The sequence below is a fragment of the Pseudidiomarina xizangensis genome, assembly GCF_052541995.1.
The window spans coordinates 225,922-251,008 of the sequence record NZ_JBOBQA010000001.1 but is presented as its reverse complement, the minus strand read 5'-3'; the positions used below and the strand labels follow the sequence as shown (position 1 = coordinate 251,008).

Here is a 25,087-nt window from a genome sequence, read left to right as displayed (position 1 = left end):
CTTACTCATATCGAAGTGCATGCGCCGGCAGGACGTGACTGGCCTGCCAAGCCGGAAACAACGTTGCCAAAAAAGTCAACAGTAACGCCGCTAATACGGTAGCACTGACCTGCCATACATCCACTACCACGGGGAGTCCGCTGGGGCCAGCAAAACTCAAATCGACGCCAACCGCGCGTAAGATCTCGTTCACAAACCGACTTACCACTAACCCCAGGGCTAATCCGATCGAACTGCCAACAATTCCTGTGGTCATTCCCTGAAACATGATCATGCGGCGAATCTTGTGCGGCGCCAGGCCCATGGTATTTAAAATTGCGATATCACTGCGTTTGTCTTGCACCACCATCATCAGCGACGAAACGATATTAAATGCTGCGACCGCAATAATTAGACCCAACATAAGGTTAATCATGCGCTTTTCCATACTCACCGCATCGAAGAGATGACCATAATTTTGCTGCCAACTTTGCACTTGCAGCTCGTCCTGTAACTCGGCTTGCAGCTGTTTCGCCGCGGGCAACGCCTGAAATGGGTCAGTAAAGTAATAGCGTACCCCAGTTACCTGCTGTGGCGCCATCCGCAATATTCGTGCGAGATCAGCGCCGTTCATTACCACTAAATGCTGATCCGCTTCGGACTGCATCCGCACCACGCCGGTAACTGTCACCAAACGCTGTGCTGGCAGCAGACCGAGAGGGGTGTAAATACCTCCGCCAGCAGCGATCAAGCGTATCCGCTGGCCCGGCCATACGTTTAATTGCTGCGCTAAACTGTAGCCGAGTACGACGTGGTAGTTTCCGGGGCTAAGGTCTAACTCGCCGGAGCTCAAGTGCTGTCTCAATGGCTGCAGCTGAATCTCGCTGCCTGAGCTCGCGGGAAAGATGCCTTGCACACTCACTGCTTGTAACTGCTGTTCACTTTGCACTACGCCTTCGCTGGTCACTTCGGGCACCACAGCAAGCTGTCCAGGTTGCTCAGGAAGACGCTGAATCAGCCCTTGCCAATCGTTCATGCCGCCAACTTGATGGTTCGCTTGCGTTACCTCAAGCTGCGGCACCACACTTAAAATGCGATTTTTTAGTTCAGTTTCAAAACCGTTCATCACCGAGCCAACGATGATTAATGCCGCGACACCAAGGATTAAACCAATCAAGGATACCCGCTGAATAAACCGGGTAAAACGCTGACCATAATGGGCGCGAGTGTAGCGTAAGCCAAGAAATAGAGATAACGGTTGGAACATAATTTTTGCTATGCGTCTCTGCTGTCAGTGGTCCCTGCACGCGCGCAAGGTTGCGCTGCAAGCATAATGAAATCTGCGGACTGATCCAAGTCAGAGTTTCAGGTATACTTTCAGGCACGTGAGAAGTCAACGAAGCAGGACCCATGAGCAAGGCATCGATCCTAACCCCACCACGACCACCATCAGCACGCACCGATATCACCTGGCAAGGACTCGCAGGCAGCAGTATTGCCTATGCGCTAGCCCGACTCATTGACCAGCATGACCGCCCGGTACTTATCGTCACGCCAGATGCGCCGCAAGCCCATCGACTTGAACACGAAATTGGTTACTTAAGCGCCAAAGGTGAGCAAGTGTTGGTGTTTCCTGATTGGGAGACCTTACCTTACGATAGTTTTTCGCCCCATCAGGACATTATTTCTGAGCGTCTAAGTGTGCTCGCCAAGCTGCCCAACATGCGTGACGGCGCGCTGATTGTCTCGTTGAACACCTTGCTACATCGCATTGCACCCACAGATTATGTTAGTGGCCAGGCACTGCAAGTCGAACAAGGTCAAAAACTTGATGGCTACCGCTTGCGCCAGCGCCTCGAGCGCGCTGGCTATCGTCACGTTAATCAAGTCATGGAACACGGTGAATTTTGCGCCCGCGGTTCATTACTGGACCTGTTTCCGATGGGGAGTGCATCACCCTATCGAATTGATTTTTTCGATGACGAAGTTGACTCCATTCGCACCTTTGACCCCGATACTCAACTCTCGGCGGCAGAAGTTAATGCCATCGACTTGTTACCGGCCCACGAATTCCCGACCTCACCCACGGCGATTGAAGGTTTTCGTGCGCGCTATCGTGAGTTATTCGATGCTTCAAATGAACGCGATTCTGTGTATCACCAGGTATCGCAGAAGCAGTTTCCGGGTGGCATAGAATATTACCTGCCATTGTTTTTTGACACGACGGCAACGTTATTTGACTATCTGCCGCCTGACACGCTGCTGGTTACCTTTGGTGATCTGCAAGCCAGCCTTGATCAGCTTTGGCACGACATCAATCAACGTTATGAACAGCGTCGCTACGACAGCTTGCGGCCATTACTACCGCCGCAGCAACTGTTTATGCCCGTTGACCAGGTACATCAGCACTTCAAAGAGTTGCCGCGGGTGCGCGCCTTTGTGCCTGACCATAAGCCGCAACCAGGGCGGCAAGATTTCGCTACCGCAACCATCGGTGAAATCGCACTCAATCATCAGCTAAAAGATCCGCTGCAAGCGCTACGGAAAAAATTAGCCGAATTGCATCAAGCGAATTACCAAGTGGTGTTTGTTGCTGAAACAGCAGGCCGTCGTGAATCGCTGCGGGATCTATTGGCACCCTTACAACTCGAGATGCAAGAACTTGATCATCTCACGGCGATTCATGATCACGATGCCCGCACCGCCATCACCGTGGCACCTTTGATCAACTCATTTGTTCTCGATGACGTCAAACTGGCGGTTATCACTGAAACCGAGTTGCTCGGTAATCGCATTGCCCAGCGCCGCCGCCGTGATCAAAAAGCAACAGTCAGCAGCGAACAAATGGTACGTAATCTGGCTGAACTCCGCAGTGGTCAACCGCTGGTACACATCGATCATGGTGTTGGCCGTTATCAGGGCTTAGAAACCATCGAAACGGGCGGCATGACCACCGAGTTCGTTACCATTGAGTATGCTAACCAGAGTAAACTCTATGTTCCTGTTGCCTCGCTGCACGTGCTGTCGCGCTACAGCGGTGGTGAGGAAGCCAGTGCTCCATTGCATAAACTCGGCAACGATACCTGGGAGCGCGCCAAGCGTAAAGCCGCCGAGAAAGTCCGCGATGTAGCGGCAGAACTGTTAGATGTCTACGCCCGGCGTGAAGCTAAACCCGGTTACCACTATCAAATGGAACAGAGCGATTATCAGCGCTTCGCCAATAGTTTCCCCTTTGAAGAAACCGATGACCAGCAACAAGCGATAGCCGCCGTACTTACCGACATGCAGTCAGATCGAGCCATGGATCGTTTAGTTTGTGGTGACGTTGGTTTCGGTAAAACCGAAGTCGCAATGCGCGCCGGCTTTGTCGCCGTTAACGACGGCAAGCAAGTTGCAGTATTGGTTCCAACGACCCTACTGGCCCAGCAGCATTATGAAAACTTCAAAGACCGCTTTGCTGACTGGCCAATTCGCATTGAAGTGTTATCGCGGTTTAAAACAGCCAAACAAACGCAACAAATACTTGCCGATGCACAAGCAGGCAAGATCGATATCGTCATCGGTACCCATAAACTTTTGCAAGGCACCATCAAATTTAAAGATTTAGGTTTACTGATTGTCGATGAAGAGCATCGGTTCGGGGTACGCCAAAAAGAAACCATCAAGCGGCTTCGCTCTGATGTCGACATTCTGACACTAACCGCGACCCCTATTCCACGAACCTTAAACATGGCTATGAATGGCGTTCGCGACCTGTCAATTATTGCCACCCCGCCGGCCAAGCGACTGGCAGTAAAAACTTTCGTTCGCGAATACGACGCACCGACCATTCGCGAAGCCATACTGCGGGAAATTTTACGTGGTGGTCAGGTTTATTTCTTACACAACAATGTTGCGACCATCGAGAAAACTGCAAGGGATCTGGTCGAGTTGGTTCCCGAGGCGCGCATCACCATCGCCCACGGTCAGATGCGTGAGCGCGAGCTGGAACGCATCATGTCGGATTTCTATCATCAGCGCTTTAACGTGCTGGTGTGCACCACCATCATCGAAACCGGCATCGATGTACCAACGGCCAATACCATTATCATGGACCGTGCCGATCATCTGGGCTTAGCCCAAATGCATCAGTTGCGTGGTCGGGTGGGACGTTCACACCACCAAGCCTACGCTTATTTGCTAACGCCACACCCGAAACGTATGACCAAAGACGCGCTGAAGCGACTGGAAGCCATTGCGCAACTGGAAGACCTCGGTGCCGGCTTTATGCTTGCCACCCACGACCTGGAGATCCGTGGTGCCGGTGAGCTCTTGGGTGACGATCAAAGCGGGCAAATCGAAACCATAGGTTTTACCCTATACATGGAAATGCTCGAACAAGCAGTACAGGCGCTACGCGATGGCAAAGAGCCAGCACTCGATACCCTGCTGCGCGCTCAAAGCGAGGTCGACCTGCGCGTTCCCGCATTGTTACCAGAGCACTATATCGCCGATGTAACGCTGCGCTTAAGCATGTACAAGCGTATTGCCAGTGCCGAGTCCGCAGCGGATCTGCGAGCGCTACAAGTTGAAATGATTGACCGCTTTGGCCTCTTACCGGACGCGGCAAAGAACTTAATGCGCATCACCGAATTACGTAATCGCGCGGGTAAGTTGGGCATTCGTAAAATCGACGGTGGTCCGCAAGGGATCAGCATTGAGTTTGCACAGGACACCCAAATACGCCCAGATTTTTTGATCGAGCTAATTCAGAATTCACCGCAAGATTACCGGCTTGAAGGCCCTGCACGTTTACGTATTCTTGTTAAAATTGAAGATACTCAAGCGCGGCTGAAACTGATAGAGTCGTTGCTGGATGATTTTGCAGAAAATATGCAGCGTTAAGGATATGGAAATGGTCGCAAATTCGCTTTGGCACCAATTTACTCAGCTAAGTAAACCGGTACTCATGCTTGCTGCCGTGTTCGGCTGCCACGCTGTGATGGCCCAAGTACAATCCGAGCGTAATACCTGGCGCTGGTTCGAAGTCGAGGTATTGGTTTTTGCGCACACTAACAACGAACCGGAAGCAGAGTCCTTCAGCTGGCAAGGTCCGTCAGCGCCAGAAAACGTGCACTACGATTTTTTGACGCACTATTTTGCACCTGACATTCACCCAGCAATTGTCACTTTGCCCGAATGTAAAGTGCCGGCAATTGTTCCAACCTTCGACCGTGATTCAGTTTTATGCGCACGCCCGTTAGAGTTGAGTCAGTGGCTGCCGATGAACTGGCATCGTCCAGAACGAGCCATCGCATTACTCGATCGCGCGCCCGAACAGGTGGTCGATGGACCCGGTGGCGACGTCAACAAAGCCACGAACGTGTTCCTTGCACCCGAAAAACAACTGGAATTAAGCGCCATGCGGCAACAGATCGTGCGCCGCGGGGTAGGAAAACCGCTCATGCATTTGAGTTGGTACCAGCCAGTGTTTGAGCGCCAACAGAATTACAAAGTGCGTTTATTTGGTGGCGTAAATTATGGCAAAACTTACGCGCCAAGCGGCTACCCTTATGCCCCCGAAGAGGACGAATTTATTGCCTTCGAGGCTAAAGCCAATGCAGTAAAAGAGGAAGCCCTTAGCGACCGTTTAGCTCAATTAATGCAGTTGCAACAACAAGCTGGTTTACACTTTACCGCACGCGCAGAGGATCAGCCCCTCGCACCACCACCGTTAATTCAACGACCACAGCAACCTGAGGCGGTGTGGCAGCTCGACGGGACCATGCATATTTATCTGGTTGGCAACTATTTGCACATCGCCAGTGATCTGGAACTACGCGAGCCGCAGCAAGTGTTATGGCAGCCCGCATCACTTTCTGCGCAAGCCGATCAGGCACTGCAGGGTGATAGCAGCGGTAGCTTTTTACGCAGCTTTAACCTGGAACAACTGCGTCGGGTGATTAGTCATGAAACTCATTACTTTGACCATCCAAAGCTCGGACTAATAGTGCAAATCCGACGTACCGACCTCTCCGCCCCTCGCTACTAAGTTGCCGGTAGAGGAACACTTTTGATAGCTGCTGAGCGGCTTGATGCCGCCGACGTTTTGCAAGTAGGAACCTATGCACAACACCATTTTTGCCAAGATGATTAAACCAAGCTGGTACTGGTCCGTACTTTTCGCCTTCGGCTTAGTTGCTAGTGCAACATCGCCACAACCTAAACTTGCTGAAGTTACTGAGGTTATTGAGGTTCCGCAATGTAGCCCTGCGGTAAGTATTGCTAGTGTGCAAGGCAATACCGGGCAATCGCCGTTACTTGACCAACAGGTGGTGGTCATGGGCACGGTAACAGCGACGTGGCAGCAAACCGATCAACTCGGCGGTTTTTTCCTACAACAGTCAACCGCAGCAGCTACCGCAGGACTTTTCGTGCAAGCTACTACCCCAACAGTTGCAACGGGAGATGTTGTGGAGGTCACTGGTGTCGTGCGAGAACATCAACAACTAACCCAACTTGATAGCGTCAGCGCTATCCGCAACTGCGGAAGGGCAGATTTACCCAAACCACAATTGCTGACTTTACCAGTCGCCGCAAAATCAACCTTTGAGCAACTTGAAGGTCAATACGTAACTCTGTCACAGCAGCTGGTAGTCAACGGCACCTACTTGCTCGGTCGTCACGGTAGCTTCGACGTGGCTAGCGAGCGCCTTTACACACCAACCCAAATGGTTGAACCAGGTGCTGCCGCGCAAGCCTATGCCACAGCAAACGAGTTAAAACGCTTACTCATTGACGATAACCAGTCTCCGAGCCCCATTTCCGTGCCCTATCCAGCACCTGCACTCAGCGCGGAGAATAGTTTACGCAGCGGTGACACGGTAACAAATGTGATCGGCATATTAAGTGAATTCAATGGCAGCTACCGCATTCAGCCGACCTCACAACTTAACTTTCATAACACCAACCCGCGTCCGTTGGCACCGACACGAACCGCGGACGCTAGCGTCTTGCGCGTCGCCACCTTTAACGTGCTTAATTACTTCAATGGTGAAGGTGCAGAACGCGTTTTCCCAACCGAACGAGGCGCAAAAACTGCCGCGGATTTCGCCCGCCAGGAAGCAAAAATCATCGCCGCTTTGGCGGCCTTAGACGCCGATATTGTGGGCTTGATGGAGATCGAAAACGATGGCTACGACGAACACAGTTCAATTGTCAGGTTAACTGAACAATTACGCACGGCGACCGGTGCCCCCTGGCAGTTTGTGCAAGCCGCCGATAGCCGCTTTGGCAGTGATGCAATTACCAATGGTTTGATTTATCGCAGTGACCGTGTGGTCCCTCTGGGCAAGTCGCTAACCATTACCGAAGGGCCCTTTAGCAATCGTAGCCGCTATCCCCTGATACAACGCATGCAGCCAGAAGGTACGGAAGAGACCTTGGTGATCGCAGTCAACCACTTTAAGTCTAAGGGCTCCTGCCCACGTGAAGCAGAAAATCCAAATGCCAACCAGAATGATGGACAAGCATGCTGGAATGCCGCACGTGTTCAATCTGCTCAGTTGCTCGTTGATTTTATGCAAACCGAACCGCTACTGGCGCAAACCCCAGCGCAAATTCTGCTCGGTGACTTTAATGCCTATGCCCGGGAAGACCCTATTACCCTGCTGGACCAGGCCGGTTACCATAACCGTGTCGAGCATTTCGAACCACTGGGTTATTCTTATGTTTACGATGCCCAAGCCGGAAGCCTCGACCATCTGTTGGTTTCAGCAACGTTACATGGCCGCGTTCTCAACCAACAGCACTGGCTCATCAATGCTGATGAACCACCAGCGCTGAGCTATGACGGTTATCAGCACAACCCAGCCTGGTTTGCACCCAATCCTTACCGCGCGTCGGATCACGACCCGATTATTGCAGATATTCAATTTTAACCAATACTCTTGTCACACCTTAGTGTCCTGTTGCATCTTATAGCTTAGATACGCTGCAACAGGATGCGCATGGCTAAAACAGGATTTGCTCAATCAGTTTCTGCAGGCACAGTGAAGGGCGCACAACGCGGCCGTCGCGATTGTCAGCGAGTGATTTTTGAGACCTACCAACCTGCGGTGCAACGGCTGCTTCACGGTATGTGTCGCGACGCTGAATTGGCCCGCGACCTCACGCAGGATGTATTTATTCAATCGTTTGACAAGCTCAAGCAACTACGCGACCCGGAAGCACTCGGTGGTTGGCTGAAACAGCTCACGGTGAACACCGCATTGTCACACTTTCGTAAGCCACATCATCTTGCCGTAGCAGAACACGAAGAATTGAATTTGAACGCCCAAGATTGGCTCAGTCAGAGTGATTGGTTACAACAGCTCGATAACATTGAACAATTACTCGCAGTCCTGGATGACCACGAACATCAATTGGTGTGGTTGTATTTAGTAGAAGGTTACAGCCACGACGAACTAGCAGCGCAATTTGCAGTCAACGTGGCAACCGTACGCCAGCGCTACCATCGCGCCTTAAAGAAATTACGTGAGAGGAGTCAATCATGAAAGCTGCCAAGCATCAGCCTGAACTTACAGCTGCTGAGCGTGCCTTGCAAGAACACCTCGAGCAGTATGCAGAGCCCACTCAGCCAGTAACCTGGCAAGACATCAGTGCGCGAAAAGGCACTTCGGTAGGTGTAGGTAAAGCGCGACGCAGCCGTTGGCCACTTTGGTTGGCTCCGGTAGCTGCCGCGGCGGCAGTAGCTTGGCTATGGGTACTGCAACCACAGCAGATAACACAACCAGACAGGTACGATACGCCGATGTTACTTGCCAGTAACTACAGTCTGGACGCCATCGATCGGCAACTACAACAAGCTTACATACGAGGTGCCGATGAGGCGCAGATCAACGCACTTTGGCAACAACGTGAACAACTCACGGCACAGGAGATAAATTAATGAATAAGCTACAATTTTTGAAGTTAACCGGAATTGTGTTGCTGGCACTAACTAGCTCCGCGACAAGCTTTGCCCAGGAACAGGAAGCCCGTGATCATGCCAGAGCCGCAGCTGTTGCCGCCGCCAAAGCTCAAGGCAAAGCCGAATCTGTGACTTTAGAAGAACCGACTCGCAGCTACTTCGACTGGGGTGCTGTTGTAAACCCGAGCGGCAGAGTGATGTCAGTGCGCAGCGACTCAGTAGCGCGAGAAATGGGCATAGAAGTCGGCGACCGGCTAGTCAAAGTCGATGAACTAACTTTAACCGAACAATCGTTACAAGATTTGGTGAGCTATCTTGAAGCGCTGGAACATGGTGGCGTCTTCGAGGCAACAGTACAACGTAAAGGACAAGTTAAAGTCTTGTCTGGCCGCGCCAAAGCAACCGTCATACCCGGCTGGCGTCTTGAAGTTGATGTAGCTCAAAGCGTCATTGATAAAGCAGATGAAGCCAACTGTGGTCGCGTCAGTGTCTTCGTGACACCACCTCAAGCCCGCGATTTATTCCCAGCTTACTTCGTCCGCATTGACGATGACAACGTGCTTACCCGCCGCCCTATTGTTAAATTATCACCGGGCAAACACAAGGTGGAACTACATGAGCTGATCGACGATCCCTGGGTGCGCCGTTCACGCAGCATCAATCAGGCCAAGACCATCGAAATTGATGTCAAAGCCGACACGACCTATTACTTTGCGGCTCGTTTCGTGCGCGACAAGCGTCTCAGTACCGTCGACGAAGAGTACTGGGAACCGGTGATCTGGCGCCAAGTCGAACAAGAGTGTGAAAGCAATTAACGGATAGAATCTTAAAAAAAGGGCAGCCAGGCTGCCCTTTTTTGTTGCGCTACCTTACTTAGCGGAATCTTCCAGCAAGTTTAGCGATTTGCCGATTTCAATTTTCCGAGGTTTCATTGCCTCTGGAACAACCTTCTCAAGACCAATAGTTAACAAACCATTTTCCATTTTCGCGCCTTTAACTTCAACATGATCGGCTAAGTTGAATTTGCGCTCGAAGCTGCGGAATCCAATACCCTTATGTAGATACTGACGCTCTTCCCTGTCTTCTTCCTTACGGCCCTGAATTTTCAGCATGCCGTTCTCTACTTCAATGCTGAGTTCGTCATCAGCAAAACCAGCCACCGCTAGGGTAATCGCATAGCGATTTTCGCCAATAACTTCGATATTATAGGGAGGATAACCGCCGGCGGCATTACCGTCCGCACGCATCGCCGAGTCGAGCAAACGCGCCATCCGATCAAATCCAATACTACTGCTATAAAGTGGTGATAAATCTATAGTTGCCATAATCATTCTCCTTAGGAAGCAATGTTTAGTTATGTCGGGACTCTCTCTGAGACGTCACCGACACCTTATAAATAGTGGCGCTAATTTGCTTTTCAAGAGTTCGTCGCAAAACTATTTGCGTCTACCTTGTGTCATGTGTATGTCATCTTCACTATGCTATCATCCGCTTCAATTTGTAGAGTTTGTCATCGATTTGAGTAGGAGTGCAGATAGTGTTTCGTCGTAGCTTGTTGATTGCCAGTATTGGTTTGTTACTAGGCGCTTGTGCGCAAAACCCATCGATTTCCGCCAAAACTGAACCAGCTACAACGCAAAACACGCCGCCGAACATTATCTTTCTAATTGGTGATGGTATGGGCTTTGAATATATCTCAGCCTATCGCTACGCACTAAGCGAACGAGGCCAATCACTGGCAGCAACGCCTTTTGATGAGATGCTGGTTGGCGCTGCTACCACTTATCCGGACGATACCACCTGGATAACAGACTCAGCGTCAAGTGCCACAGCTTTAGCAACAGGTGTAAAAAGCTACAACGGCGCCATCGGTGTCGACGCCGAACAACACCCACAGCAAACCATGATGGAAAAAGCCCGTCAGCTGGGTTGGCACACAGGGGCGATTTCAACATCGCAAGTCACCCATGCGACCCCAGCTGCATTTTTCACTCATCACCCGTCACGACAAATGTACAACGAGATTGCTGATTCGTTTGCCAGCACTAAGTTTGGCGAGCGATGGAGTTTCGACCTATTGTTAGGCGGCGGCATGAGTTACTTTAAGCGCGCCGATAAGAACTGGCTGCCGGAGCTAGCGCAACAAGGTATGCAGGTGGTCACTGATTACCAACAATTAGACGCTACTCAACAGTTACCGGTGCTGGGACTGTTTGCCCCGGTCGCGCTGCCCTACGCGGTTGATGACCAACCACGCTTAGCGCAACTCACCCGTAACGCTTTACGCTTACTGAGTAGCGCACAAACAACGAGCGGCAAACCTTTCGCGCTGATGATTGAAGGCAGCAAAATCGATTGGTGTGGACACGCCAACGATATCGCCTGTGCTATTGGCGAAATCCAAGACTTCGCCCAAGCGTTACAAGTCGCCAAAGACTTTCAACAGGAACATCCAAATACACTGATTGTAGTCACCGCAGATCACTCCACCGGTGGACTCACACTGGGGCAAGGTGGTGTGTATGAATGGCACTCTGAACGCGTCATGGCTATCGAGAATTCGCTTGAGGTTTTGGTGCCTGAGCTGCTTGCCCGATCGCGAGAACAATGGCGTGATTACCTGCAACCACGATTAAACCTTCCCGTGAGTGATGCTCAGTGGCAACAACTGGCAGAGACTGAACTTGCCGGCAGCTTAGATCGTAACGCCCACGAACGAATCTTACGGAAAGCGCTGGTGGCTCTGATTAGTGAAGTTACCCGCACCGGCTGGACCACCACCGGTCACACCGCGGTGGACGTGCCTATTATGGCTACAGGTCCTTATGCAGAACAGCTTCGCGGATATAAAGATAATACCGAAATTGGACAATTATTGCTGCAAATCGTGCGTTAAGCACGACTGCAGCGTTAAAGGTTTAGGCGTGCCAATCCAGTTCTTTGGCACGCTGCGCGGCCAGCGCCGGAACATCGGTCTTGACAAAGTGATGATGCATAATCTGCACCCCTAACATGTGATTTATAACGGCATCTAGCTGTACCTTTTCATCAATACTGACCTCATCAGACTCGTGCTTCGCGAAGGTGCGCTGCACTTCATCAAAGTCCAGTAGACCGGCCTCCTCGATTGCTTCTTTCGACAGGAATTGCTCAGCCAGTTTTTCCACGGCCTGCCATTTCTTCGGATCCGTATGTGCTGGTGGCGCCATAAAGGCGAATTTCTCACGTTTATAGAGGGTTTCTGGTAATAACCCTTTCATCGCTTCCCGTAACACATATTTTTCTTTATTCCCCTTAATACGCAGGTGTGGCGGCACCGTGAACGCATATTCAGCAAGGTGATGGTCGAGAAATGCTGGTCGTGCTTCCATTGAATTCGCCATATCGACGCGATCACCGCCCCAAGTCAGGATTTGCCCTTCGAGCATGGTTTTAATCCAGACATACTGTGCGCGGTCCAGCGGATGGCGCCCGATAAGCATCTCTTCATCTAATGTATCGGCAATCGCTTTACCCGGATCATACTCCTCAACTTGCGCACGGCGCGGTTTAGCGATCAGCGGCAAAGCAACACTGGAAACCGACAACCACGGCTGCACACAGCTCGGGGTAAAGCCCATTTTGGTGTTAAATGCGGCACTGACATACTCTTCGCGGGCTAGCATCGCCCCTTTCACCAGCTTATTGCTTTTTTCTAATAGTTCTTGCCAGGCTTTGCGCTCGCTGTCAGGAAGATGATCCAGACCGTGTAAAAACATATCTTTACGAAACGCCGGGTACCCGGCAAAGAGTTCATCAGAGCCCTCACCGGTTAACACAACTTTGTAGTTTACTTGGTTCACTTGCTGACTCATCAAGTACTTGGCAACGCCTAATGTGTTATAAATCGTGCGCTCTGTGTGCCAAATTGTTTTGACGAAATGATCATATAAATCATCCGCATTCAAACGCATGATGTGGTGGTCAGCACCAGTAGCTTCGGCCATTTCCTGCGCGATCGGCGTTTCATCGTATTCGCTGGAGTCAAAACCGATGGTAAAGGCTTTAACTGAAGTTTGCGTCGATGCTGCGGACAGTCCCAGGATGGCACAGGAATCAATACCACCGGACAGATAACAACCTACCGGTACATCTGCCGTCAAACGATGTTGCACCGCCTCAAGCAAATGTTTGCGGACACCATCAATGTAAGGTTGTTCATCAACATCGTCGCCTGGATAGTCACTTTCCTGCGGAAAGTTAACGTCCCAATATTTAAATTCAGAGAGCTCAAGTTCACCCTTTTTACGTTGCACCTTCACTACATGCCCGGGCGGCACTTGGTGGATTCCTTCAAATGCGGTTGAGCCCGGCACCATCACTTGGATAAGTTGATGATAAAGCCCTTCGGAGGAGAAGTTCCGAGGTACTGATGGATGTGCAAACAACACTTTCAATTCGGAACCAAAGACCACGCCGTCATTAGTGTGCGTGTAATACAAAGGTTTTACCCCAAAGCGATCGCGCACCAGATACATACTATCTTCTTGCTGGTCATAAAGACCAAAGGCAAACTCGCCGCGTAGCTGCTTCAACGTCTCCTCAAGACCTTCGCGTTGATACAGATGCATGACGATCTCAGAATCGCTTTTGGTGCGGAAACGAGCACCCTGTGCGGTTAAATCTGCGCGAATACGTTTAAAATCGTAAAATTCTCCGTTATGTGCCAGCATCAAATTTCCGTCTGCCGACACAAAAGGTTGCCGCGCGCGTTCTTCGTTTAAGTCAATAATAGTTAACCGCGCATGGCTGAAGCCGACGCCGCTGCCGTCCATAATTTGATAACCAAAACCATCCGGACCACGATGGTGCATGATGGCTGCCATATTAACGAGTGTTTGCGCGTCTGGCGTTTCGCTCGCGCGTTGATTAAAAATTCCTGCAATACCACACATTTTGCTTAATCCTCGTAAGTGTTACACCACATCCATCACGCGTTCTGCGCGTTCGACCATACAGGTGAGTAATGCCATGCGCAGAAAAACTGCGCCTCGGGCTTGGCTGAAATACCAATTATGCGAGGTGTGATCGAGTGCCGTCGACAACTCTTCCCCACGCGCTAACGGGTGTAAAATAATTGCGTCTTTCTTTAACGGCGACTTCTCAGTTAAATGGAAAGCATCACCGTAAGTGTTGAAGGTGTCACCTTCCCATGAAATTGCGTTGATGTAGACAATATCAAGCTCCGGCAAAACTGTATCAAGTTCGGTCACAGTGCGGACACGAATTCCCCGTGCTTCAAGCTCTTCACGTTGCCCTTCACCCCATAATTCGTCTGTACTAGCTGCATCATGAATAATTACTAACTCAGCCACTGCGTCAGGAAAAACCGATAGGCATTTCAAAAAACTGCGTACCGTGCGCATTTTATTTGGCACCCCAATAACGCCAATTTTAACGTTGTCGCTGGACTCTGGGTCAACCAGTGTCGGGCGCCACTTAAAAATCGCATACATATCGGCTAACGCTTGCGTCGGATGTTCATCGGCGCCATTACCAGCGTTGATAATAGGTATACGCAAGGCATCCATCATCTCAAATAGCGAGCTTTCATGATTGTCTCTTAGCACCACACAGTCACCATAGTTGTTGAACATTTCGGCGACATCAGCAAGGCACTCACCTTTGGCAATACCCGTGGTCGAGCGATCGGTAATCGACATGATGTCGCCACCGAGGCGATGCCAGGCACTTTCAAACGATAGCCGCGTGCGCGTGCTGGGTTCATAAAACGCACTGATCAGAATTTTGTTCTGCAACGGCGAGCTGAACCGTTTTGGGTTACTTTCAATTTTCGCTGCTAAGCGGAACAACTGCTTCATGGTCTCTTGATCAAACTGATCACCCGAAACAATATGTTGTTTGGCGAGCTTCACTAAAAAATCGCCATCTTCCTGAATTGTCCTAAGCAACGCTTTTGGATGCGCATCCCCATAGACATCAGGACGTTCACGCTCAAACGAAACGTCATTTACATTCATAATGAATTACCATATTTGTTTAGAAATGAAATCTCTTAGCCAGAGCCCGATAAGGATCACGGGAGCGCATGCGGTCAGCACTAAACAGACCACCACAAGGGTACTAAATGCCGTCAAACCCATGGTCATGCCGAGTGCTCCTCTTGTTCGTCTAGTTGCTGCCAGTCAAACTGATGCTTACTTAATACTAGTCCCAAACCGCAAATTAAGGCGGAAACTATGCACGACAACAAGGCCGCAACGTAAAAACCGATAAGGAAGTAACCAGCCAAGCCGGTAACTGTACCCAGGGTCATAGCTGCCGCGGCATACTTACCGCTTAGACGGCGGTGATATAGACCTAGGACAATAGGGAAAATAGTGCTGGCAACGAAGGCCCCGGCAAAATTAAGTAGTGCGCCTAGGGTCGCTATTTGTGGTAGACAAAGTAACCAGGTCAGCACCCCTAATCCCAGAATGCTGTAGCGATTGAATCGCAGTAAATGCTTATCGCTAGCCTTAGGTTTGAGTTTTTTATTGTAGATATCGCGGGTCACCAAATCAGAGGTCGCCGCTAACAAGGAGTCAAGACTCGATGCCAACGCTGAGAACACCACGATAAACACGACTACCGCACCGACTTTCCCTAACACCTCAGCTGCGACCATAGGACCTACCATGTCGGCACTTGGCGGAAAAATCCCAAGCTGTGGAGCAGCCAGAGCAATAAAGCCCGTCACGATTGGAATCGGTAACCATAACAATCCGCCAAGCAAGTAAGCTTTAAATGCCACTTTACCCTTAAATGCTAACGCACGGGACCACCATACGTTGGAGTGAAAGATCTCGCCAAGGCCGAAAAATATATTGTTAAATAAGAACATGATGGCAGCAGGAAATAGTAAATCGAGCAGTTGCGGATGGTTGCTTTGCACTTCGCTATGAATCGACTCGAGACTCACCGTATCAATCAAGAACCAAGCGATCAGTACCACGCCCACAATAATAATCAACGCCTGGATAAAGTCTGTAGCGATAACTGCACGTAGGCCACCAAACAACGTATACCCCACACAGATAATCAAAATAGAAGTCATGCCAATGTGATAGTCAAGACCACTCAGGGCCTCCAACAGGATGCCACCCGCCATGCCAAGACTGACCAACCAGCCAAAGGCGTAGACCACAGAAATAAGAATAAAGGCCCACCAGGCCGCTTGCCCGTAGCGCAAGCGTACAAAATCACCGGAGGTATAACCATTGGGCATGAGGCGCTTAATTCGGGCCGCCAGCGGCGCAAATAAAATCAGGCCAAGTGCAGCGAACGAATAGCCAACCATGCCCCAAATACCGAATTGGTAGGTAAGCTGGGGCGCCACTAGCGTTGTGTTACTGGTAACCCACGTCGCCATGGCTGTTGCGGAAGCTAACGCAAATCCGACATTTCTGCCGGCCAACGCAAAATCCTCATGGGTTTTATTGGCGCGTCCCAGGTACCAACCAAACAAGACCCAGGCCAAGCCGAATACCACAACAAGTGTGAGCCCTAAAGAGCTTGAAAGTGCGAAGCCGCTGGTTTCAGTCATGCTTCACCTTTGGTGTCGCGTCATTGCGACGGCGTCGATGCAGGGTAATGATAGTGACCACCAGCACGATAAATAACACCAACCCGGTAAAAAATAAACTATAAGCCTGCCAACTTGAGTAGTGCCGCACGCTAACCACGACCACGTTACTCGATAGTTCAGCACTGGGTTTCAGGCGGAAGTAATAATCGCCATCGCTAAAGCCGGTTAGGGTCATCTTTTCAAAATCACCAAACCAGGCAAATTCAGTATTAATTTCGCTGAAGTCTCTGCGCGAGCTCTGCTGCACAATCATGCCAGCCCGTGGTGCTTGGTCAAGCGCCAGTACGAAGTAACCTTCGCGGCTGGTTTCCTGAGCGGATAAAGTGAAATGGGTTGCGGTGTCTTGCGCACTAGCAGGCCGCGCCAGCAGCGTGATAAAAAACAACAGAGCGATTTGACTAATAAAGCCGTAACGTTTCGGCACGATTCCTTCCTATAGCTCTTTGTTTCTAGGCTAGCAAGCTAACAAAATCATTGCAACTTGAAGGATCTGTCTTTCGAGTCAAGGCGTATCAAGGTATGCTAAAAGCAATCAGAGGAAGGTGGTAAACCACATGGTTCATGTTTTTTTATGCAGTATGGGAGCGAATCTCGCTCCGGAAGCAAATTTTTCCCATGCCAAAGCACTGATCGTTGGTTTAGGTCAGGCGACCTACTCGGCAGCGTGCTACACGCAGCCAGTGGCGATTGATACTGAACATGACTTTCTTAATGCGCTGTTCATCATTAAAACCCAACTTAATGCGGAACAGCTCAAAGCAGAATTTAACGCCATTGAAGAAGCGCTCGGCCGTGATCGTTCTGATCCGCTGAGCAGTGAAAAAGACCGCCCGATGGATATTGATATCCTTGGTGAACTCAGCCAGCACGAAGCTGATGCTGCATGGCAGCAGGTACCTGACTACCTGCAAGATATGTGTGCCAGCCTAAAACCTGTAGCCCAGCAAATGGAGTTATCCGCATGACCTCAACGGCAGTTACAGAGCAACAACCGGTGGCACTCATCACCGGTGCCGGACGTCGCTTCGGCTTTGAATTGGCGAAAGCATTACTGGCCGAAGGCTATCGGGTATTGGCTCACTACAATTCCTCGCGCGAAGGCGTTGCCGAACTTGAAGAGCTTGGTGCGCTGGGGCTGCAAGCCGATTTAACCGATCAGCAGGCAATTGAGCAACTTGTTATCGACGTCAAACAAAGCACCCAGCGACTCGACCTGCTGGTGAACAATGCCTCATGCTTCTACGACAATGAACGTGTCAACGCAGATCCGCAGGCCTTGGCGGCAGTGTTCCAAGTGCATGTGCAAGCGCCTTATCAGTTGATTCATGGGCTAAGTGAACTATTAGCCGCTCACGGCGATGGCGCGGTCATCAATATCACCGACATTTATACCGACAGTCCAGCGACGGGTTATATCGCTTATTGCGCGGCTAAGGCTGGATTAGCCAATCTAACGCAAAGCTTTGCCAAGCAACTGGCACCAAAAGTGCGGGTGAACGGCATTCAACCGGGTCCTATTCTCTTTTTACCTGAACATGACAGTGAACATCGCGATAAAGTACTCGCAGAAACACCATTGAAGGTTGAGGGCGGACTAGAGCCCATGATTCAAGCCGTGCGCTTTTTGCGTGACAATCCGTTTGTTACCGGTGAGTTCATTAAAGTTGACGGCGGTCGCGCTTTGCTTATTTAGCATTTCGGACTACCCATAAAAAAAGCCAGGCCGCGGAGCCTGGCTTTGCTAACTGAACGCTGATCAAGCGTCCAGCATTTGGCGCAATACATAATGTAAAATACCGCCATTTTTGTAGTAGTCCAGCTCGGTGTTGGTATCGATACGACACTTCACTTCAAAGGTTACCTTAGAGCCATCATCTTTTTCCGCTGTGACTTTCAGCATTTGACCCGGCTTGAGCGTTTCATCAATACCCTCAATAGAGATCTTCTCATGACCGTTCAGACCCTGTGCCTGCACACCTTGATCAGCCTCAAACTGCAGGGGTAACACACCCATGCCAATAAGGTTGGAACGGTGTATACGCTCATAACTCTCGGCGATAACAGCTCTTACCCCAAGTAAGGTTGTACCTTTTGCAGCCCAGTCACGACTTGAGCCCGTACCGTACTCTTTACCTGCCAACACGACCAGCGGAGTATTCTCTTTCTGGTACTTCATCGCGGCGTCGTAAATCGACATTTGTTCGCCCGATGGCACATGAATGGTGTAACCGCCTTCAACATTATCAAGCATTTGGTTTTTGATGCGGATGTTGGCAAAGGTGCCACGCATCATGACTTCATGATTACCACGACGCGAGCCATAAGAGTTGAAATCTTTCACTTCAACACCGTTCGCTTGCAGGTATTTACCGGCAGGCGAGTCAGGCTTGATGGAACCCGCGGGTGAAATATGGTCGGTGGTAATTGAGTCTGCAAACACCGCCAGCACACGAGCGTCTTTAACGTTGCTCATGGCCGTCAGTGGTTGATCGATCTCGTTGAAGTAAGGCGGATTTTTCACATAGGTTGAATCGTCACTCCAGTTGTACGTATTACCTTCACTAATTGGGATACCACGCCATTCTTCATCACCTCTGAATACTTCACCATATTCACGGCGGAACATGTCATCATCGACAAAGCTTACCGCTTCCGCGATCTCTTTGGTGCTTGGCCAGATATCTTTCAGGTATACAGGGTTACCATCCTGATCTTGGCCCAGCGGATCTTTGCTGAGGTCAATGCGGGTGGTACCTGCCAAAGCATAAGCAACCACTAAGGGAGGTGACGCTAACCAGTTCGCTTGCACCTCTGGATGCACACGACCTTCAAAGTTACGGTTACCGGAAAGTACCGAAGATACCGTCAAGTCACCTTCTTTAATTGCGGCGCTAACGTCGTCCGGCAACGGACCTGAGTTACCGATACAGGTGGTACAGCCGTAACCCACTAGATTGAAACCGATCTTGTTCAGGGAAGAAGTAAAACCAGCTTTGTCCAGGTAATCGGTCACGACTTTCGAGCCTGGAGCCAATGATGATTTCACCCATGGCTTGCGCATCAAACCTTTGTCCACAGCTTTCTGCGCAACCAGACCAGCAGCCATCATTACACTTGGATTCGAGGTGTTGGTACAGGAGGTAATTGCCGCAATCACGACGTCACCATGAGACAAGGTGTAATCCTTGCCTGGTACCTGTACTTTCTTGTCTTTTTCGTTCGCTTGCCCAGATTGCTCAAGAATAAGATCAAAATTGGCACCAAGCTGTGGCATAGCAACGCGATCTTGTGGGCGTTTCGGACCTGCCAGGGAAGCTCCAACGGTACTTAAATCTAATTCCATTGAATCGGTGAACACAGGTTCGTTACCTGTTTCACGCCACATACCTTGCGCCTTGCTGTACGCTTCGACTAAATCGATAGTTTCTTGCTCACGACCTGACAGTTCAAGATAACGCAGGGTTTCCTGGTCAACCGGGAAGAAACCACAGGTCGCACCGTATTCCGGAGCCATATTGGCAATGGTGGCGCGGTCAGCCAGCGGCAGATGATCTAAGCCTGGGCCGTAAAACTCAACGAATTTACCCACCACACCGTGCTTACGCAGCATCTGGGTGACAGTTAACACCAAGTCGGTCGCGGTAACACCTTCAGGCAACTTGCCGGTAACACGGAAGCCAACAACCTCCGGTATCAACATTGAAATCGGTTGTCCCAACATGGCGGCCTCGGCCTCGATACCACCAACACCCCAGCCTAAAACACCCAGTCCGTTAATCATGGTGGTGTGCGAATCGGTGCCCACCAAAGTGTCAGGCACAACAAAGGTTTTGCCATCTTGTTCTTTGGTCCAAGCCACTTTTGCCAGATATTCCAAATTAACCTGGTGGCATATTCCCGTGCCCGGTGGTACCACGCGGAAATTTTCGAATGCGCTTTGACCCCAGCGGAGGAATTGATAACGCTCAAAGTTGCGTTCCATTTCGATACGTACGTTTTCTTTAAACGCTTCAGGCGTTGCAAATTGATCCACCATCACCGAGTGGTCGATAACCAGATCTACGGCTGATAATGGATTAATTTGTTCTGGATCCTGACCTGCTTTGGCAACGGCATCGCGCATTGCTGCCAAGTCGACAATCGCCGGTACGCCGGTAAAATCTTGCATGAGTACACGCGCTGGCCGGTACTGAATTTCTCGATCGGATTTGCGCTCAGCTAACCAATGCGCAATAGCATCAATATCATCTGGGACAACGGTTTCGCCGTCTTCGTTGCGTAACAGGTTTTCCAGTAAAACTTTCATCGATGTCGGCAATTTATCAATATCACCGATGTTCTTAAGCTTCTCTGCAGCCTTTGGCAAGCTGTGGTAATGATAAGTCTTACCGTTTACTTCTAACGTACTTAACGTTTTCAAGCTGTCGTTACTCGACATAGCTTACTCCTTCTTAACGATACATCCTCTAAGCATAGCCGCAAATTGGCGACCAGGCCATAGTACTCATTTATAGTCACTATGGGATGTTACATGGTAAAGATCAACTCACTAACGTGCTGATCCGACGATAGTTTGATAGCTACTCACAATTCACACCGATGATGGTATAAGCTTAGGTATTGCCACAATTTAAGCGCCACCTACAATGCCACACCCAAAGCTCGAAACGTTCGAGACCCTAGGTCAGTACATGGACCTACTCATGGACGCCATCTGCGTGGTTGATCCCGAAGGGGTATTTATCTACATAAGCGCAGGTGGCGAACGTGTTTTTGGTTACTCACCAAAGGAAATGATCGGCAGGTCAATGTTTGATTTTATGCATCCAGATGATCACAACCGCACCCGCGGCCTGGCCGCAGAGATTATGGCCGGCGAAGGCAAAGTGGATTTTGAAAATCGCTACCTTCGGAAAAATGGCGAAATTGCACATATTTCCTGGTCGGCGCGTTATTCGGAATCAGACAATATCCGCATTGCGGTTGCCCGCGATATTACCCATCAACGCAAAGTAGAAATCGAGCGGCAACAATTACTGCAACGCCTGGAGCAACTTGCGCTGTACGACCCACTGACTGAATTACCCAACCGCAGTTATTTTTACACCCGCGCGCAACAAGCGCTTGAACACTCAAACGATGTTGCGGTTGCTTACATTGATTTAGATCGCTTTAAAGAAATCAATGACCAGCATGGTCACGCTGTCGGTGATCGGGTGATTCGTGCCGCCGCTCAGCGGTTGCAACAAAACCTACGCAGTCACGATACCCTCGCGCGTATCGGCGGTGACGAATTTGTGGTGTTGTTTGAACGTGTGCAAAATCAGAGCGACGCGCTTGCCATCGCCAATAAATTATTAGCGGCGCTCGAGCAGCCCATTGAGCTGCCCGAAGGCAAGTTCAGCATTGACGCGAGCGTCGGAATTGCCCTCGCTGGACTCCACGGCAACGATTTAGAATCATTGTTAGTGCGCGCTGACGACGCCATGTATCGGGCAAAACGTGTTTCTGACCATAAGGTTATGCTCGCTTCAACTTAAACTCTCGCAAAGCTTTTGTTGTAGTTGTCAGGCAGCTTATAATAGGAGCCCTAGCTAACCGAAAAGGAATAACGATGAGCCAAGTATTGCAGGATTTGCTTGATTTACTCCGCCTGGAAACTATCGATCAGGGGATCTATCGCGGTCAGAGCCAGGATTTAGGCTTTGGCGCAGTCTTTGGCGGCCAGGTGATCGGTCAAGCACTATCTGCAGCTAAAGAAAGCTTGCCTGGAGATCGCAAGGTACATTCGCTTCATTCCTACTTTTTGCGCCCCGGCGATGTCCAGAAACCTATCATTTACGATGTCGAAAATGTTCGCGATGGCAGAAGTTTTTCAACCCGTCGGGTAAAAGCCGTACAAAACGGTAAGCCTATCTTTTACATGACGGCATCATTTCAAATTGATGAGCCAGGCTTTGAACATCAGGACACCATGCCTGAAGTTCCCGGACCTGAAGGGTTGGTCTCTGATATCGACATCTATCGCGAACACGCAGAGCTGATTCCAGAGAAGATTCGCAATAAATTCATTTCGGAAAAGCCGATTGAAATGCGCTTTGTTACCGCCAACAATCCATTCAAGCCAAAAATCGATAAGCCCAAACGTTACGTCTGGATCCGTGCAAACGGCGCGATGCCAAATGACTCACGGGTACACAAGTACCTGCTCGCTTATGCCTCTGATTTCAACTTTTTACCAACCGCGCTGCAGCCCCACGGCGTAAGCTTCGCGCAGCCCGACATGCAAATGGCCACCATCGATCATTCCATGTGGTTTCACAAAGATTTTCGTCTGGATGATTGGATTCTGTATGCGATTGATAGTCCGGTCGCCGGTGGCGCCCGCGGCCTCGTGCGCGGCCAGTTTTTCACGCGCGACGGCGTGCTGGTTGCATCCACTGCACAAGAAGGCGTGATGCGAAAACATAAAAAATAAGAGCGTATGTGCGAATAACAAAAAGCCCCATAACTGAGATCAGCTATGGGGCTTTTTCGTAAACCGAATTTACCTACGCGATACTAAAAAAGAAGCCAGCGATGGCAGCGCTCATCATGTTCGCCAGGGTTGCGGCGAGCAACGCGCGCATACCAAGCCGGGCGATGTCGTGGCGGCGACTTGGCGCCATGCCGCCTAAACCACCGAGCAGAATGGCAATCGACGAGAAGTTAGCGAAGCCACACAATACGAAGGTAATAATCACCTCGCTGTGCGCACTGAGCTGATCTTTATAATTGACAAAATCGAGGTAGGCAACAAACTCGTTGATGACGAGTTTCTGACCAATGAAACTCCCTGCCAGCTGAGCTTCATCCCAACTTACGCCAAGTACATAAGCTATAGGCTGGAACACATAACCAAAGAGTTCCTGTAACGACAAGTCCGGGTAACCGAACCAACCGCCGACCCAACCAAAAATACCGTTAATAAGAGCGATTAACGCAACGAAGGCAATCAGCATCGCACCAACATTAATGGCAAGCTGAACACCACTGGAAGCACCTGCAGCCGCAGCATCAATCACGTTTACCGCGCGGTCTTCAACTTCAATATCGCCCGCTTTCTGCGCGTCAGTACCATCGATAATATTTTCGATATCTTCGCGCGGTTTATCCAGCTCAGGCATGATCATTTTCGCCATCATAAGACCCGCTGGCGCTGCCATGAAGCTTGCTGCGATCAAGTATTTTAGCTCCACCCCAACGCCGGCATAACCGGCCAACACCGAGCCCGATACCGAGCACATACCGCCGACCATAACGGCAAATAGTTCTGAACGCGTCATGCTGCGAATGAATGGACGTACCATCATCGGCGCTTCGGTCTGACCAACGAAAATGTTAGCCGCTGCAGACATCGACTCCGGACGGCTGCTGCCAATAATTTTATGCAGTGAGCCACCGAGGATTTTAATGATCCATTTCATAATGCCGAGGTAATAGAGCACCGAAATTAACGACGAGAAAAATACAATGACACTTAAAACTTGAATCGCGAACACGAAACCAAAGTCATCTGACGCCAGGCCACCGAACATAAAGTCGATACCAGCACTGGTAAACGAAATAATTTTCGCGACTCCAGAGGCGACAGCGTAGAGCACTTCTTGACCGAAAGGGACGTATAAAACGAAAGCACCAAGGGCGACTTGAATAGCGAATGCACCGCCTACCGTACGCCAACGTATATTTTTGCGACTATTCGAAAAAATGAAAGCAATAAGAAATAAAATGGCGATGCCGAGGAAACTATTCATACTTGAGACCGTTGTTGTTGTTAGCTCTTACTCCGCCAGTAATTGACGAATTTTCGATTTTATAAGGTCAATGGCAATCTCATTCTGACCGCCGCGAGTGACTACCAAATCAGCAAATTGCTTAGATGGCAGAATAAACTCGAAGAATGATGGACGAACCGTTTCCTCATACTGCTCGGCGACGGACTGGATGTTTCGGCCACGCTCTTCTACATCTCGAGTCATACGGCGCAATAAACACACATCAAGTGGTGTGTCCATAAACACCGAGATATCGAATAACTTACGCAAATGTGGATCGTGGAGCAACAAAATCCCTTCCACCATGATCACTCTACCAGGTTGAACCTTAATAGTTTCCGCGGTTCTGGTATGGGTCGTATAACTGTATTGCGGCATTTCCACCGCTTGACCATCACGAAGTTGCTCCAGATGCTGCACCAGCAGCTCGTGCTCGAACGCAGACGGGTGGTCGTAGTTCGTCAACTGCCGTTGCTCGAAGGTCAGATGACTTTGGTCACGGTAATACGCATCTTCTGCAAGGATCGCGATACCATTACCGCCCAACTCAGCAACGAGCTCTTGGTAGACAGTTGATGCAAATAGACTTTTACCTGACGCTGAGGCACCAGCGATGGCGATGATGGTTGTTTTTCCCACGCTAAAATTCTTCATTTGCCTAATAATAGCCGGGAATTATCCTTGATCCATCCGGTAATTGGAAGTGTTGTAAGC

Annotated in this window: 20 protein-coding genes; 11 read left to right on the top strand and 9 right to left on the bottom strand. The window is 50.1% G+C overall.

Annotated features, from left to right (window positions below):
- Window position 1 precedes the first annotated feature (1 nt).
- Window positions 2–1,246 carry a lipoprotein-releasing ABC transporter permease subunit gene (locus tag ACQ5ES_RS01145; protein ID WP_445014128.1) on the bottom strand — a complete coding sequence of 415 codons (1,245 nt, stop codon included), beginning with the start codon at window positions 1,244–1,246 and terminating at the stop codon, window positions 2–4.
- Window positions 1,247–1,389: 143 nt separating this feature from the next.
- On the opposite strand from ACQ5ES_RS01145, the gene mfd reads away from it, so the two are divergent.
- The 6 genes from mfd (at window position 1,390) to ACQ5ES_RS01115 (ending at window position 9,744) form a co-directional block, all read left to right on the top strand.
- A complete protein-coding gene (gene mfd / locus ACQ5ES_RS01140) occupies window positions 1,390–4,863 on the top strand; it encodes a transcription-repair coupling factor (RefSeq protein WP_445014127.1) in 3,474 nt (1,157 codons plus the stop codon).
- A gap of 10 nt (window positions 4,864–4,873) precedes the next feature.
- On the top strand, window positions 4,874–6,010 hold the full coding sequence (locus ACQ5ES_RS01135) for a CsiV family protein (RefSeq protein ID WP_445014126.1): 1,137 nt from the start codon (window positions 4,874–4,876) through the stop codon (window positions 6,008–6,010).
- Between the two features lie 73 nt (window positions 6,011–6,083).
- Window positions 6,084–7,898 carry an ExeM/NucH family extracellular endonuclease gene (locus ACQ5ES_RS01130; protein ID WP_445014125.1) on the top strand — a complete coding sequence of 605 codons (1,815 nt, stop codon included), beginning with the start codon at window positions 6,084–6,086 and terminating at the stop codon, window positions 7,896–7,898.
- Between the two features lie 69 nt (window positions 7,899–7,967).
- Window positions 7,968–8,513: an RNA polymerase sigma factor gene (locus ACQ5ES_RS01125; RefSeq protein WP_445014124.1), complete on the top strand. Its 546-nt coding sequence runs from the start codon at window positions 7,968–7,970 to the stop codon at window positions 8,511–8,513.
- Window positions 8,510–8,908, top strand: coding sequence for a hypothetical protein (locus tag ACQ5ES_RS01120; RefSeq protein WP_445014123.1), 399 nt, complete (start codon window positions 8,510–8,512; stop codon window positions 8,906–8,908). The genes ACQ5ES_RS01125 and ACQ5ES_RS01120 overlap by 4 nt, the downstream gene beginning before the upstream one ends.
- Window positions 8,908–9,744, top strand: a complete 837-nt coding sequence (locus tag ACQ5ES_RS01115; RefSeq protein WP_445014122.1) for a PDZ domain-containing protein — start codon at window positions 8,908–8,910, stop codon at window positions 9,742–9,744. Before ACQ5ES_RS01120 ends, ACQ5ES_RS01115 begins: the two co-directional genes overlap by 1 nt.
- A 54-nt stretch (window positions 9,745–9,798) precedes the next feature.
- Here ACQ5ES_RS01115 and ACQ5ES_RS01110 read toward each other — a convergent pair whose 3' ends face one another.
- On the bottom strand, window positions 9,799–10,254 hold the full coding sequence (locus ACQ5ES_RS01110) for an Hsp20 family protein (protein ID WP_445014121.1): 456 nt from the start codon (window positions 10,252–10,254) through the stop codon (window positions 9,799–9,801).
- Between the two features lie 212 nt (window positions 10,255–10,466).
- On the opposite strand from ACQ5ES_RS01110, the gene ACQ5ES_RS01105 reads away from it, so the two are divergent.
- Complete coding sequence (locus tag ACQ5ES_RS01105) at window positions 10,467–11,825, top strand: alkaline phosphatase (protein ID WP_445014120.1); 1,359 nt, start codon at window positions 10,467–10,469, stop codon at window positions 11,823–11,825.
- A gap of 22 nt (window positions 11,826–11,847) precedes the next feature.
- Here ACQ5ES_RS01105 and asnB read toward each other — a convergent pair whose 3' ends face one another.
- The 4 genes from asnB to ACQ5ES_RS01085 form a co-directional block, all read right to left on the bottom strand.
- Window positions 11,848–13,863, bottom strand: coding sequence for an asparagine synthase (glutamine-hydrolyzing) (asnB, locus tag ACQ5ES_RS01100; RefSeq protein WP_445014119.1), 2,016 nt, complete (start codon window positions 13,861–13,863; stop codon window positions 11,848–11,850).
- Window positions 13,864–13,884: 21 nt separating this feature from the next.
- The gene (locus ACQ5ES_RS01095; RefSeq protein WP_445014118.1) at window positions 13,885–14,949 is read right to left on the bottom strand and encodes an aspartate/ornithine carbamoyltransferase family protein; all 1,065 of its coding nucleotides are present in this window, start codon (window positions 14,947–14,949) and stop codon (window positions 13,885–13,887) included.
- A gap of 125 nt (window positions 14,950–15,074) precedes the next feature.
- Window positions 15,075–16,514, bottom strand: coding sequence for a sodium:solute symporter family protein (locus ACQ5ES_RS01090; protein WP_445014117.1), 1,440 nt, complete (start codon window positions 16,512–16,514; stop codon window positions 15,075–15,077).
- Complete coding sequence (locus ACQ5ES_RS01085) at window positions 16,507–16,980, bottom strand: hypothetical protein (RefSeq protein WP_445014116.1); 474 nt, start codon at window positions 16,978–16,980, stop codon at window positions 16,507–16,509. The genes ACQ5ES_RS01090 and ACQ5ES_RS01085 overlap by 8 nt, the downstream gene beginning before the upstream one ends.
- 130 nt (window positions 16,981–17,110) lie before the next feature.
- Between ACQ5ES_RS01085 and ACQ5ES_RS01080 the strand changes: the two genes are divergently transcribed.
- Both ACQ5ES_RS01080 and ACQ5ES_RS01075 read left to right on the top strand, forming a co-directional pair.
- Window positions 17,111–17,521, top strand: a complete 411-nt coding sequence (locus ACQ5ES_RS01080) for a 2-amino-4-hydroxy-6-hydroxymethyldihydropteridine diphosphokinase (RefSeq protein ID WP_445014115.1) — start codon at window positions 17,111–17,113, stop codon at window positions 17,519–17,521.
- Window positions 17,518–18,249: an SDR family NAD(P)-dependent oxidoreductase gene (locus ACQ5ES_RS01075; protein WP_445014114.1), complete on the top strand. Its 732-nt coding sequence runs from the start codon at window positions 17,518–17,520 to the stop codon at window positions 18,247–18,249. The genes ACQ5ES_RS01080 and ACQ5ES_RS01075 overlap by 4 nt, the downstream gene beginning before the upstream one ends.
- Window positions 18,250–18,312: 63 nt before the next feature.
- Here the strand turns inward: ACQ5ES_RS01075 and acnA are convergent, their stop codons facing one another.
- A complete protein-coding gene (gene acnA / locus ACQ5ES_RS01070; RefSeq protein ID WP_445014113.1) occupies window positions 18,313–20,994 on the bottom strand; it encodes an aconitate hydratase AcnA in 2,682 nt (893 codons plus the stop codon).
- Window positions 20,995–21,202: 208 nt separating this feature from the next.
- Between acnA and ACQ5ES_RS01065 the strand changes: the two genes are divergently transcribed.
- Together ACQ5ES_RS01065 and tesB are read left to right on the top strand one after the other, a co-directional pair.
- Window positions 21,203–22,096, top strand: coding sequence for a diguanylate cyclase domain-containing protein (locus ACQ5ES_RS01065; RefSeq protein ID WP_445014112.1), 894 nt, complete (start codon window positions 21,203–21,205; stop codon window positions 22,094–22,096).
- Between the two features lie 74 nt (window positions 22,097–22,170).
- Window positions 22,171–23,034: an acyl-CoA thioesterase II gene (tesB, locus tag ACQ5ES_RS01060; protein WP_445014111.1), complete on the top strand. Its 864-nt coding sequence runs from the start codon at window positions 22,171–22,173 to the stop codon at window positions 23,032–23,034.
- 73 nt (window positions 23,035–23,107) lie between these two features.
- Here the strand turns inward: tesB and ACQ5ES_RS01055 are convergent, their stop codons facing one another.
- Together ACQ5ES_RS01055 and udk are read right to left on the bottom strand one after the other, a co-directional pair.
- On the bottom strand, window positions 23,108–24,352 hold the full coding sequence (locus ACQ5ES_RS01055; protein WP_445014110.1) for a NupC/NupG family nucleoside CNT transporter: 1,245 nt from the start codon (window positions 24,350–24,352) through the stop codon (window positions 23,108–23,110).
- A 27-nt stretch (window positions 24,353–24,379) separates the two neighbouring features.
- Complete coding sequence (gene udk, locus ACQ5ES_RS01050) at window positions 24,380–25,027, bottom strand: uridine kinase (protein WP_445014109.1); 648 nt, start codon at window positions 25,025–25,027, stop codon at window positions 24,380–24,382.
- Window positions 25,028–25,087: the final 60 nt, after the last annotated feature.